At 29.7% G+C, this 12,102-nt stretch carries 14 protein-coding genes; 3 read left to right on the forward strand and 11 right to left on the reverse strand.

From position 1 onward, the window contains the following. Positions 1–23 precede the first annotated feature (23 nt). Entirely contained in the window at positions 24–2,060 is a 2,037-nt protein-coding gene (locus FYJ83_RS01330) for a methyl-accepting chemotaxis protein (RefSeq protein WP_154438335.1), read from the reverse strand. Positions 2,061–2,237: 177 nt separating this feature from the next. On the opposite strand from FYJ83_RS01330, the gene FYJ83_RS01335 reads away from it, so the two are divergent. After that, on the forward strand, positions 2,238–2,855 hold the full coding sequence (locus FYJ83_RS01335) for a hypothetical protein (protein WP_229768455.1): 618 nt from the start codon (positions 2,238–2,240) through the stop codon (positions 2,853–2,855). Between the two features lie 52 nt (positions 2,856–2,907). Here FYJ83_RS01335 and FYJ83_RS01340 read toward each other — a convergent pair whose 3' ends face one another. Both FYJ83_RS01340 and FYJ83_RS01345 read right to left on the reverse strand, forming a co-directional pair. Next, entirely contained in the window at positions 2,908–3,225 is a 318-nt protein-coding gene (locus tag FYJ83_RS01340) for a hypothetical protein (RefSeq protein ID WP_154438339.1), read from the reverse strand. 107 nt (positions 3,226–3,332) lie between these two features. Beyond that, positions 3,333–4,760, reverse strand: coding sequence for an aminopeptidase (locus FYJ83_RS01345; RefSeq protein WP_154438341.1), 1,428 nt, complete (start codon positions 4,758–4,760; stop codon positions 3,333–3,335). A 291-nt stretch (positions 4,761–5,051) separates the two neighbouring features. On the opposite strand from FYJ83_RS01345, the gene FYJ83_RS01350 reads away from it, so the two are divergent. Both FYJ83_RS01350 and FYJ83_RS01355 read left to right on the forward strand, forming a co-directional pair. Next, entirely contained in the window at positions 5,052–5,915 is an 864-nt protein-coding gene (locus FYJ83_RS01350; protein WP_154438343.1) for a response regulator, read from the forward strand. Continuing rightward, positions 5,906–6,364 carry a chemotaxis protein CheX gene (locus tag FYJ83_RS01355; protein WP_154438345.1) on the forward strand — a complete coding sequence of 153 codons (459 nt, stop codon included), beginning with the start codon at positions 5,906–5,908 and terminating at the stop codon, positions 6,362–6,364. Before FYJ83_RS01350 ends, FYJ83_RS01355 begins: the two co-directional genes overlap by 10 nt. A gap of 52 nt (positions 6,365–6,416) precedes the next feature. Here the strand turns inward: FYJ83_RS01355 and FYJ83_RS01360 are convergent, their stop codons facing one another. The 8 genes from FYJ83_RS01360 to pseC form a co-directional block, all read right to left on the reverse strand. Beyond that, complete coding sequence (locus FYJ83_RS01360; protein WP_154438347.1) at positions 6,417–6,686, reverse strand: hypothetical protein; 270 nt, start codon at positions 6,684–6,686, stop codon at positions 6,417–6,419. A 176-nt stretch (positions 6,687–6,862) separates the two neighbouring features. Then, positions 6,863–7,228 carry a DnaA N-terminal domain-containing protein gene (locus FYJ83_RS01365; RefSeq protein ID WP_154438349.1) on the reverse strand — a complete coding sequence of 122 codons (366 nt, stop codon included), beginning with the start codon at positions 7,226–7,228 and terminating at the stop codon, positions 6,863–6,865. A 66-nt stretch (positions 7,229–7,294) separates the two neighbouring features. Further along, positions 7,295–7,492, reverse strand: coding sequence for a YjfB family protein (locus tag FYJ83_RS01370; RefSeq protein ID WP_154438351.1), 198 nt, complete (start codon positions 7,490–7,492; stop codon positions 7,295–7,297). Between the two features lie 169 nt (positions 7,493–7,661). Then, the gene (locus FYJ83_RS01375; protein ID WP_154438353.1) at positions 7,662–8,636 is read right to left on the reverse strand and encodes a hypothetical protein; all 975 of its coding nucleotides are present in this window, start codon (positions 8,634–8,636) and stop codon (positions 7,662–7,664) included. After that, positions 8,633–9,649 carry a pseudaminic acid synthase gene (gene pseI / locus FYJ83_RS01380; protein WP_154438355.1) on the reverse strand — a complete coding sequence of 339 codons (1,017 nt, stop codon included), beginning with the start codon at positions 9,647–9,649 and terminating at the stop codon, positions 8,633–8,635. The genes FYJ83_RS01375 and pseI overlap by 4 nt, the downstream gene beginning before the upstream one ends. Positions 9,650–9,670: 21 nt before the next feature. Further along, a complete protein-coding gene (locus FYJ83_RS01385; protein ID WP_154438357.1) occupies positions 9,671–10,129 on the reverse strand; it encodes a GNAT family N-acetyltransferase in 459 nt (152 codons plus the stop codon). Between the two features lie 23 nt (positions 10,130–10,152). Next, on the reverse strand, positions 10,153–10,884 hold the full coding sequence (locus FYJ83_RS01390; protein WP_154438359.1) for a cytidylyltransferase domain-containing protein: 732 nt from the start codon (positions 10,882–10,884) through the stop codon (positions 10,153–10,155). A gap of 9 nt (positions 10,885–10,893) precedes the next feature. Next, positions 10,894–12,084 carry a UDP-4-amino-4,6-dideoxy-N-acetyl-beta-L-altrosamine transaminase gene (gene pseC / locus FYJ83_RS01395; RefSeq protein WP_154438360.1) on the reverse strand — a complete coding sequence of 397 codons (1,191 nt, stop codon included), beginning with the start codon at positions 12,082–12,084 and terminating at the stop codon, positions 10,894–10,896. Between the last annotated feature and the right edge of the window lie 18 nt (positions 12,085–12,102).

Consider the following 12,102-nt stretch of genomic DNA (forward strand, 5'->3'; position numbering starts at 1 on the left):
CCAATTGGTCTAACCTATTGTTTTTACATTTCAAATTTTGCTACTAAATCCCTTAGTTCCATTGCTAATTGAGACAGAGACTCTGATGATGATGCAATTTCTTCCATGGAAGCTGTTTGCTCCTCTGTTGCTGCAGATATATTTTGAATACTGTCATTTATACCTCTACTCATACTTTCAATGGCTACTGCCCCTTTTACTGCATTTTCTGTTCCTTGTGCTACTTGATTTATGGCCTTAGTAATATTGTCTACCTGTGCTGTTACTTGATTTATAGATTCAGATATCTGATTAAAATATTCTATAGATTCCTTTACAGTAGTCATACCCTTATTTATTTCAGAATTGCTTAACTCCATATTATGGTTAGCCTTTTCTATTATAGTATGGTTTTCTCTTATTATATTATCTATTCTACCAGTGGATACTGCTGTTTCTTCAGCTAGTTTTCTAATTTCATCAGCTACTACAGAAAAACCACGACCAGCCTCCCCCGCTCTTGCTGCCTCTATAGCAGCGTTTAATGCAAGTAAGTTTGTCTGTTCTGCTATGGACCTAATTACATTTATAATTTCATCCATTTCATTGGAGCTATTGTCTACTTCTAATAAAGAAGTTTTTACTTCTTCAGAACTCTTTACAATATTATTCATTTGAACATCTGTATCAACCATTTTAGACTTACCTATATGAGTTTTATCTGCTACCTCACTGCTTAAAGTATCTATGGATTCTGCATTGCTACTTATTTCTTGGATTTGAGCAGAGATTTCTTCCATATAAGATGTAACATTTAATAAATCATTTAATTGATTTTCAGAGCTTATAACAATTTCAGAAGAAGCCTCTGCCATATTAGTAGAAGCAGAAGTAGATTCCTCAGATATGGCAGTTAGCTCTTCAGAAGAAGATGCCACCTGCTCCGCTGACACATTTACCATACTGGCAAAATCCCTTAGATTCTCAATTACAATCTTATTTGCCTTTCCTATTTCTCCTATTTCATCTCTCCTATTTAAAACCTTAGGATTTATATCACTTTTAAGATTTAACCTTGCTAATGCCTTCATGTTTTCGGTTATTTCTCTTATGGGTTTAATAATGGAGTTGCTAAATAAAACTGAATATATTACACCTATTCCTAAGGCGGATATTGTAATGATTATCATGAATTTTCTCAAATCATTTAAATCCTTTGCCATTTCACTTACATCTATGGCAACTGCCACAGACCAACCTTTGCTCCCTACTGGTGTATAACTAGCATATCTCATTTTGCCATCATAGAAGTATTGGTCTACATTGGACTCACCGGCAACCATTCTCTCAAATACATTTACTAAACCATCATATTCAGGTATTGCTTTCATCTTCTCTATGGTAATTTCTCCAGATTCAACTACTTCTTGAATATTATATGCTATTAATTCTCCATGTTCATTGACTAAATAAGCATCACCAGTTTCTCCAAAGCTTATTTCATTTATAATTCCATAAAGTTCATCGACAGATTTAGAGCCTAATAATACTCCAACTATTTTTCCATCATGTTTAATAGGCGCAGAAATAGGCAGTAGATTTTCTCCTGTTATTTGACTTTTAATGGCTTCTAGTAAAACACTTTGTCCACTTTTTGCTAATTTAAAATCAGCACTGTCAGAAAGGTCTAAAGTACTTCCATCTTCCAATTGTACAATTCCATTTAAATCTGCAATGTATAATTCTGTATAACCTAGTCTTTCTTTCTCTTGTCTCATAATACTAAACTTTTCTTCCATACTTATTTCTGGATTAGATATAATGTCGTGACTAGCAACACCTTCAATACCAATTAAGAACTTGTCTATCTTTTCATTAATTATTTTAGCTGAGTCATAAGCTTTATTGGATAAAATTGTATCCATATGTCCATTTATACTCTTAGAAAAAAGTATATATGATATTAAACCCATAGATAAAGACACTATTAGTAAAATCAATACATTTGATATAATCATTCTCGTTTTTAAACTTCCAGATTTACCACTAACCCTCGTTTCATCTTTTTTTGTTTTTTTCATTACAGCATCTCCTTATATTTAAATTAGATATATATGTATAATATATGTCAAACTATGTTATATGTTACCATATTTTGTCAATATCTTCTACCTATTTATTAGAATTTAGTGAATTATTCCTATCTCTATAAAAAAATATAATCATAAATAAAATCATATAAAATTTCCAAATTTTACATGGAAAAATTTAAGGTTTTTCTAAATCTACCGATAGATATATTAGAGGTGATTATAATGAGAGTTGAAAATATTCAAAGAACTACACCTGTGGCAACGACAGATAAAATAGAAGCTGAAAAGAAAATAGATTCAAAGACAGAAGCAAAGGATACTCAAACAACTAACGAAACTCCAGCAGCAGTCTATGAGAAGACAGAGCAAAAGGAAACATCTCATGTTTATGATAAAAATACTATTCTTAAATTGAAAAGACAAAGTCAAGAAGCTCATTCCCAATTAATAAGACTAGTACAAGAAATGCTTAAACGTCAAGGAAAGAGCCTTGAGTTGTTAGGTGCTGATGAAATCGTAGAAGTAGATGAAACAGCAAGACTAGAAGCTAAAGCATTAATAGGTCCCGATGGTCCTCTTGGAGCAGAAGCTGTAAGCCAAAGACTAGTAGATTTTGCCATAGCCATATCTGGTGGAGACAAATCTAAAGTTGAGACACTTAGGTCTGCAATTGAGCAAGGATTTAAGGAAGCAGAAAAGATATTAGGAGAACTACCTGATGTATCTAAAGAAACTTATAAATTGACTATGGAAAAACTTGATGCTTGGGCTAAAGAAGAATAATGACAACAATCCCCCTGTAGATAATACAGGGAGATTCTTCTTTAGTTATATTTCATTTTTTATTTTGTAGGTGGAATCTACCTCTTTTGCTTAATATCTTGTCCATTACCTCTGCTAATCTTTCCTCATCTATTTCTTGTATCTTGTTGTCTACATAGGAAACAAACCCTTCTTCTACTAAACAATCAATACTTTTAAGAGTAACACCAGTTGCCGCAATAATATCTAAAATAGTAGCATCAGGATATTTCCTAACATATTCTATAACCAAATCATGTTCTTTTTCAATTATTTCAAAACAATCATCACAGTAGAGTCTACCATTTCTTTGGAACATCTTGCTACATCTTTTACATACCATATATGACATAAATACCACCTCCATATAATTATATCATATGGAGATTAAATTGATAGTATGTTCGTATATTTAGTCCTATAATCCTAGATGTAAATCCAGACCACATCTAATCAATATTAATTTTCATAGAAAACATTATATCCTTTGTAAGTCATATATACATCTGCTTTACTTGCAATTTCATAAGGAGCATGTACACTTAACAATGGAACTCCACAGTCTACTACTTCCATTCCATATTTTGCTAGAATATAAGCAATAGTACCTCCGCCGCCTTGGTCAACTTTTCCAAGTTCACCCATTTGCCATACTATATTATTATCATTGAATATCTTTCTGATTTTTCCTAAATATTCGGAGTTAGCATCATTACTTCCACCCTTACCTCTAACACCAGTATATTTTACTAAAGTTATGCCATTTCCTATAAAGGGTGAATTTTTCTTATCTAAAACTTCAGGATAATTAGGGTCAAATCCTGCCAATGTATCAGCTGAAAGTACACAGGAATTCGCAAGTGCTCTCTTTACCATAAGCTCTGAATAGTTTTCTTCTGTAAGATTTATTAATTCTGAAACAATATTTTCAAAGAACATGGACTCCATACTAGTATTTCCTACACTTCCGATTTCTTCCTTATCTACAAATAAAGCAACTGCTGTTTTCTTTGGCTTCTCTATATCAAGTATAGCTTTGAAAGAAGTAAAGGCACAAACTCTATCATCTTGTCCATATCCTCCAACCATACTCCTATCTATACCTACATCTCTTGATTTACCAGCAGGTACTATCTCAAACTCTGCTGAAGTAAAATCTTCTTCAGTTATTCCATATTTCTCGTTTAGTATATTAAGTACATTTAATTTAACTCTTTCACTTAAACCACTATCTGCATAGGGAATACTACCAATTAAAACATTTAACCCTTCCCCTGTAATTCCATCACCCATTTTCTTCTCCATTTGATCTTTAGCCAAATGAGGAAGTAAATCAGTTATAAAAAATACTGGATCATTTTCATCTTCACCTATTACAATATTAACCTTTTCTCCATTGGATTTTATTGCAACTCCATGTAAGGCTAATGGCAATGTTACCCATTGATATTTTTTAATTCCACCATAATAGTGAGTTTTTAATAAAGCAAAGTCTGAATCTTCATAAAGAGGATTTTGCTTTAAATCTATTCTTGGAGAATCTAAATGGGAACCAATTATATTCATTCCTCTTTCCAAGCTTTCTTCCCCTATTACAAATAATGCAACAGCCTTGTCCTTATTGTTGGCATATATCTTCATTCCTGTAGTTGGCTTTATTCTCTTTTCTATAGCTTCATCTATGGATATATATCCATTTTCAGATGCTACTTTGATTATTTGTTCTGCTGCTTCTCTTTCTGTTTTGCCTTTATCTAAAAAATCCTTATACTCTTCGTTTATAGCAAATGCTTTTTCTCTTTCATCATTATCTAATGCTTCCCATACATTTTTCCATTTGTGCGTTAATTTTTCTTGCAATTCTTTTCCACTTAATTTATTATCCATTTTTATCCCTCCAAGAAGTTATTTTGTTTATTCATAGCCATTTATACTTCTTCTACAGTTTTTACTATGAAATAATTAATCTATCTTGATTATATTCCAATACATGGATAAATTCAAATATAAATATATTTAGAATAAATCATTATAGGGTATAATTATAATAAGAATGACGAGAGGGGGTTCCTTTGAATAATTAGGAAAAAAGAATATTTAATTTAACTAAATAAATATTCTTTTTATAAATAAAAGAGTAGTTTATGTTTAAGAATAAAATCTTTAGAGGTGATTATTTTGACTAAAAAAAGAGTAGTTGTAGTTGATGATTCTTATTTCTCAATTGTACTTATTAAGGATATTCTTGAAAAAAATGGCTTTGAAGTAGTGGGACAAGCTAGTTCCCTTGAAGAAGTAATCTCAGTAGTATCAGATAGCAAACCTGATATAGTTACTATGGATGTAACTATGCCGGATACAGATGGATTTCAGTGTACAAAGGAAGTCCATAAAATTGATAAAAATATTAAAGTTATAATGATAAGTGCTATGATGGATGAAGAGATGTTAAAAAAAGCTAAAGAACATAATGTCGATGCATATGTTCAAAAACCAATTGATGAAGATAACCTTATACTAGCTATTAATCGAATCATGGAAGACAAGGAGCAATTTAAAACTTTTCAAAACCTATACTTACCTGTATTTAAAGAAGCATTTGCTGATGCTTTAAATAAAATGACAAAAACGATTCCTAATTTCATTGATGAACATCTTTCCAACGATTTATTAAAATCAAAAGGCATATCTGTAGTCGTTGGTATTATTGGCAAATACTCTGGTAGAATGATATTAGATATGTCTATTGAAACAGCCACTATTTTATCCAGCAAAGCACTTAGAAGAGAAACCAATAATTCCAATGAAGTTATGGCAGTTATAGGAGAGTTTACAAATATTGTATCAGGTAATGCTTGCTCTATACTTAATAGACAAAATAAAGTATTAGGACTAAGAGTGTCTCCTCCTTCAATATTCTCTGGTGATAGCTTAACTGTATCATCAGTAAAATTTAAAACATTCTTAGTGAAAATTAATACTGATTTTGGAGAAATGGTTTTAAATATAGGTTTTAGTGATGGTGATGCACAATGGATGTAAAATATATTAACCCATTTTTAACATCATTTAAAAATGTAATGCCTCAAATAGGATTTGAAAAAGTTGAAAAAGGCAAAATAAATATTAATGAAGGAGAACTAATTACTGATGGTGTATTAATAATCGTGGGAATTGTAGGAGATTTGAAGGGCAATGTTATTTATTCCTTAACTACAGAAGATGCTAAGAAAATTGCTTCTAAAATGATGATGGGTATGGAAGTTGCTGAATTTGATGAAATGGCTCAGAGTGCCATATCTGAACTTTCCAACATGCTTACTGCCAATGCTAGTATTGAATTTTCTATTATGGATATAAATATTAATATTTCAACTCCTACTCTTATGTATGGAAGTAATATTAAGACCAAATTCAATACTCCGAAGCTTCTATGTATTGAGCTTTTAGTAGATAATATCCCTATAGAAATAAATATAGCTATAAATTAATTAAATATCCCTAAATAAGAGTTGTACAACTCTTACTTAGGGATATTTACTTTTATTTGATTCTTCTTAAAATTATCTCCCCATGTTTAGATACTTCCTTCTCGATTCTATCTAATTGTTCTGAATGTTGCCTATGCCTATCAAATAAAATAGTAGTCTTAGGCATAAGCTCATGTTCAATTTTTGTATTTATTTTTGTTACATCCTCTTTTAATGTACTCATACCTGTCTTTAATATACCAATGTCATTTTCAATGTTATCAAATCTCTTACTAAATTCAATATACATCTTTTCCATCAAATCAAACATCTTATCTTCCAATTATAATCACCTTCTATTATAAATTTCATTGTTTCTGCCTGATTAATTGTTATGTATGTATTATAATGATCTTCACTTTTTCCAACTTCTTGAACTTTACTAGTATAATTATATCATATTGAATAACAATAGAATAGATTTTATAGTTATAATACTTTTTTTATCCTACTTGAATACTATACAATAAACTCTACATCAAAATTTATATCTGTAACATAAAATAAGGCATCTTCAATTAATTTTATATATCTTCTTTCAATAATTTCTTTATTGAACTGATTTACTATTCCTAGCTTAAAATTACTCTCAGCAATTTCAATAGGAACTATGCCTTTAATCCAAGTATTATACGAAACTTCTGTTAGCTCTACCTCCATAAGTTTACATGCTTTATCCCATATTTCTTTAACATCTGGGTTCATAGAATAATTTATATTATCTCCGCTTTTATGTCTTAGTTTTATTAGATATAATAGCCACTCCAATGTATTATTATCCATAGTATCTAATAATGAAATTATCTCTTGCTTTTTGTTATCCATAGTAATTTCTCCTTTAACCAAATATCCAATTCTTATTTTAAAAAAGACAGATTTTGAAATCTGTCTTTATAGTTTGATATCTATATTCTGTCCTACATGTGGAGTTATTGATTGCTCCATTACTTTAGTATTAGCTTCTAATATTTGAGTTAAATCTACGGCTTGTACTTTTGATATATCCATTGCCATTTTCATTACTGAAATACTGGCTTCTTGAGCCAATTTCATTTGGCTTAGTTCTGTTGATAATGCTGCTATATCCATTGGTATGCCTCCTTTAACGTATTACTCTTCTAAGAAATGACTTATGCGTAGCATAAATATTAACTTTCTAAGATTAAAACAAATCTATTTTTATAAAATATTAATATGTTTTTATGTGGATCAATTTGAACTTTGATTATTTATCGTTTCCATTCTTTTATTAATGAATCTATTTAATAAGTAATTTAGCAATTGATAATACTCCTTTACCAGTTACCAAATCGAAAACACTAGAATGTAAATCACTTGTACTATTACTATTTAAATTATTAATTATATCCACTAATCTGGAATACCATATATCAGGATATTTACCTAAATACCTAATTCCTAAATCATTTAATTCTTTACATATTAAATCTTGATTATCTGCTATACTAAATAAAATCGGAATACTTCTTTGTAATAAAGCCTCATATACAGTGCTTCCTCCTGCAGTAATTATTATCCTAGAAGAAGAAATGTATTTTTTTAAGCTACTTGGTTTATAAATCAATTCCACATTATCTGTCTTTTTCTCTTCTATCTTTTTTATATAGTCATCTGCATATCCTGGTCCAATAATAACTTTCACGTTTACATTTAAGTCTTTAATTTCTCCTAATATCTTTATTACAATACCATGCTCATCTGTACCACCAGTAGTAATTAAAATTCCACCTTTATCTAAGTTTTCATCTACATTACAATTCCAATATTCTTCCTTCATTATTAAGTATTTAGAACCTAATAACTTTATTTGTCCTTCTACATTAGAATATCCTAATTTTTCAGCATGAATATTTCCATTATAAATTATATCTGGTATTGATGAATCATATATATCATTGTTATCATCTATTAGCATTAATTTAGTTTTTTCTTTTATAGCTCTAAGATAATTATCATCCCCTATATATGAATCAAATATAAACAAATCAATATCTAAGTTTTTAATAATTTTCATATCTTCTGTTAAATCTTCACTTATAGTAAAATTAAAATCTGTATTCTCAATTAAGCTCATTAAATCTTTATTTATTATAAATTTAATATCAATATTTTTATCTATCAATTTTATAGCCTTAGCCAAAGAAAGGCACCTATAATAGTGCCCATATCCTATTCCCTTACCACCTAATGTTCTTATTACTATCTTTTTCATTCTATTAAACTCCAATCAACAGGAGTCCCTCTTTTAATATCTTTTATTACTTTCTTACCTAGTATCTCATTATAATGTCTCGGGTGTATTCCATATCCAGGCCTTATAGATTTCATATTTTTCTCAGTTATTATCTCTCCAACCTTTATATCTTCTGTAAAGAACAAAGATCGGGAAAAACTTCTATTTTTAATTACTTTATCAGTAAGATTATAATCTATATTTCCCAACGCTTTTTCTAGCTTTCTTATTTCTTCCACCATTGTTTTAAACTCATCTATTTCCATAGAAAATTCTGCATCAGGTCCTCCTATGCTCCTATCTAGGATTACATGTTTTTCTATAAATTTAGCACCTAAGGCCACTGCCCCAATAGCTACTGTACTTCCCATTGAGTGATCTGATAGACCTACATTTACTCCAAATGTTTGTTTCATATTTGGTATTGTCAGTATATTCATATCTTCATAAGGTGCTGGATATGAACTTGTACATTTTAACAATGTAATATCATAATTTCCCATCTTTTTACATGTATCTACGGCTTCTTTTATTTCTCCTATAGTAGCTATTCCTGTTGAAATAATTACCGGCTTTCCCTTAGAAGCTATATATTCAATCAGTGGTATATCTGTTATTTCAAAGGAAGCTATTTTATATGCAGGTGTATTAAGACTTTCCAATAGATCTACAGCCGTTTTATCAAAAGGTGAAGAAAAAATAGTAATTCCTACTTCTTTTCCATAATTAAACAGTTCTTTATGCCATTCCCACGGAGTATATGCTTCTTGATACAATTTATATAATGTCGTTCCGTCCCACAAAGTTCCTTGTTTTATCTGAAAGTATTCATTATCACAATCTATAGTAATTGTATCAGCTGTATATGTTTGAAGTTTTACTGCATCCGCACCTGCTTCTTTTATAGCCTTTATTGTATCTTTAGCTATTTGAATATCTTGTCCATGATTTGCTGATAATTCTGCTACTATATATATATGATTATCAAACATAAACTCCTACCTCCTACATAGTTACTCTTTATTAAAAGAATAAAACTCATATATATCATCATATTCTTTCTTGATTATAAATTCGGCATTTATAAAAGCTTTTATTGAACCAACGTTTCCTTTCTTTACCTTACCTACTAGTAATTGCCCCTTATATTTTTCTTTTATTAATTTTAATAAAGTTGTTGCATATCCTTTTTTTCTATAATCTTTTGCAATACTATAATTAATTAAATAACCATTCTTGTCCATTTTCTCTAATCTAATTACACCTATATCTTGGTTATTGGCTTTAAATATATAAATAACTGTATCATCTGATTCAATTTTACTTTTAAACCATTTTTTATGTTCTTCATATTTTATTCTTTCAGAGTTAAATGAGTTAAGTCTAACTTTCTCATCATTAACCCATTCAAATAATAAATCACAATAGTCTTCTGTAGCATAAACTAATTTATGGCTATCATTGTTTCCCATATTATTTGTCTCCTTACTCTTTTTTATAGCTTCTTCTGCTCTATATAGTTATTTATATTAAATAAATTTGGCTGTCTTTTAAATAGCTCCAATACTTCTTCAAGATAGAAATTATGTTTTCCATTATAAAGTTCTTCATATATTCTATTTATCAATTCAAAATCTTCCTCTGTATCTAATGTCCATCTATGTTTTGAATAGTCTATATCATTTTTATAATAGAATATGTTAGTGCTATTTTCATAGATAAATGGCGTTACATGTTCTCTTTGATAATCTTTCTTGGCTTCTATATAAGCATTCTCTAGCTCCTCAAACGAAAATACTTCTGTATCTAATCCCCTTGGATATGTTCTTTGAGATAAATCGGCACCTGCATTGGTTACTAAATCATACTTATATTTTTTATAGAATCTAATGATTTCATCAACTCTTTTGGGGTCTATTAAAGGACAATCTGATGTTATTCTTACTACAATATCTGCATCATTTTCTTTAGCAGCATAGTAATACCTTGATAATACGTCTTCTTCAGAACCTCTAAAGAATTTAACTCCCAATTTTTTTGATTCTTCTACTATGAAATTATCATCTCCTTGAACCGTTGTTGCTATTATTATATCGTCTATCTCTTTAGCTTGTTTTACTCTAGTTATTACATGTTCCAATACTGTCTTTCCACATAGTTTCATCATTACTTTTCCTGGTAATCTTGTTGACCCCATTCTAGCTTGTATTATCACTACTGTTTTCATATATCCACACTACTTTCTATAGTAATTAATTATTTTATAAAAACCATTAATTACATCTTCTACATCTTCATCTGTCATTGTTGGATATAATGGCACTGTAAGAATTGAGTTATATAATTCTTCAGCCTTAGGACATGAACCCTTCTTATACCCTAACTTCTGATAATATGGATGCCAATATACTGGTATATAGTGTACATGTACTCCTATACCCTCTGCAATTAATGCATTATATATTTCTTTTCTATCTATTTTAAGTTTATCTAAATCAAGCCTCAGTACATATAAATGATTAACTGTATCAGAATAATCTTCATTTTTTTGAAGAATAATCCCATCTAAATCTTTAAACGCTTCATTATATCTACTTACTATTTCTTTTCTTCTAGCTATAAACTTATCTAGTTTTTTCATTTGGCTTATTCCAAGAGCTGCTTGAAAATCCGTCATTCTATAGTTAAATCCAAGGTCTAACTGTTCATAATACCAATTTCCACCATCCTTATTTTCAAGCTGGTTAATATCTCTTGTAATACAATGGGTTCTAAAGTTAATTAATTTAGTATGGTATTCTTCATTATTTGTTGTTATAATTCCGCCTTCACCAGTTGTTATAGTTTTTACTGGATGAAAGCTAAACATTGTCATATCCGCAACAAAACCTACTTTAGTCTCCTTATATTTAGTTCCTAAAGAATGTGCTCCATCTCCTATAATTACTATATCTCTATCTTTTATTAAACCTTTAATAGCATCTATATCTACTGCTTGTCCTGTGTAATCTACTGGTATTATAGCCTTAGTTTTATTAGTGATTTTCTTTTCAATTTCCTTTACATCAATATTAAATGTATTTAGATCAATATCTGCAAATACTGGGATTCCACCTGTATATAACACACAGTTTGCTGATGCCGCAAATGTCATAGGAGTTGTAATTACCTCGTCCCCCACACCGATACCTGCAGCATAACAAGCCCCATGTAATGCTGCAGTACCATTTGAAAATGCTACTGCATATTTAGCTCCTACATAATTAGCTATTATTTCTTCAAACTCCTTTACTTTAGGACCAGTTGTTAAAAAATCAGATTTTAAAATTTCATTTACAGCTATACAATCTTCATCATCTATATATTGTTTTGCATAGGGTAATGCTTCTTTTCTTGTAGGTATTCCACCTAATATCGCTGGTTTCATGATATTTCACCTATCTTT

It is taken from the genome of Tissierella pigra (genome assembly GCF_009695605.1).
In the GTDB taxonomy this organism is placed as follows: Bacteria; Bacillota; Clostridia; order Tissierellales; family Tissierellaceae; genus Tissierella; species Tissierella pigra.

Excerpts from the sequence above, each read along its gene's own strand:
- FYJ83_RS01340 (WP_154438339.1), bottom strand. The coding sequence starts at position 3,225 with ATGTCATATATGGTATGTAAAAGATGTAGCAAGATGTTCCAAAGAAAT.
- FYJ83_RS01355 (WP_154438345.1), top strand. The coding sequence starts at position 5,906 with ATGGATGTAAAATATATTAACCCATTTTTAACATCATTTAAAAATGTA.
- FYJ83_RS01330 (WP_154438335.1), bottom strand. The coding sequence starts at position 2,060 with ATGAAAAAAACAAAAAAAGATGAAACGAGGGTTAGTGGTAAATCTGGA.
- FYJ83_RS01345 (WP_154438341.1), bottom strand. The coding sequence starts at position 4,760 with ATGGATAATAAATTAAGTGGAAAAGAATTGCAAGAAAAATTAACGCAC.
- FYJ83_RS01335 (WP_229768455.1), top strand. The coding sequence starts at position 2,238 with ATGGAAAAATTTAAGGTTTTTCTAAATCTACCGATAGATATATTAGAG.
- FYJ83_RS01375 (WP_154438353.1), bottom strand. The coding sequence starts at position 8,636 with ATGAAAAAGATAGTAATAAGAACATTAGGTGGTAAGGGAATAGGATAT.
- FYJ83_RS01370 (WP_154438351.1), bottom strand. The coding sequence starts at position 7,492 with ATGGATATAGCAGCATTATCAACAGAACTAAGCCAAATGAAATTGGCT.
- pseC (WP_154438360.1), bottom strand. The coding sequence starts at position 12,084 with ATGAAACCAGCGATATTAGGTGGAATACCTACAAGAAAAGAAGCATTA.
- pseI (WP_154438355.1), bottom strand. The coding sequence starts at position 9,649 with ATGTTTGATAATCATATATATATAGTAGCAGAATTATCAGCAAATCAT.
- FYJ83_RS01385 (WP_154438357.1), bottom strand. The coding sequence starts at position 10,129 with ATGGGAAACAATGATAGCCATAAATTAGTTTATGCTACAGAAGACTAT.
- FYJ83_RS01390 (WP_154438359.1), bottom strand. The coding sequence starts at position 10,884 with ATGAAAACAGTAGTGATAATACAAGCTAGAATGGGGTCAACAAGATTA.
- FYJ83_RS01365 (WP_154438349.1), bottom strand. The coding sequence starts at position 7,228 with ATGGATAACAAAAAGCAAGAGATAATTTCATTATTAGATACTATGGAT.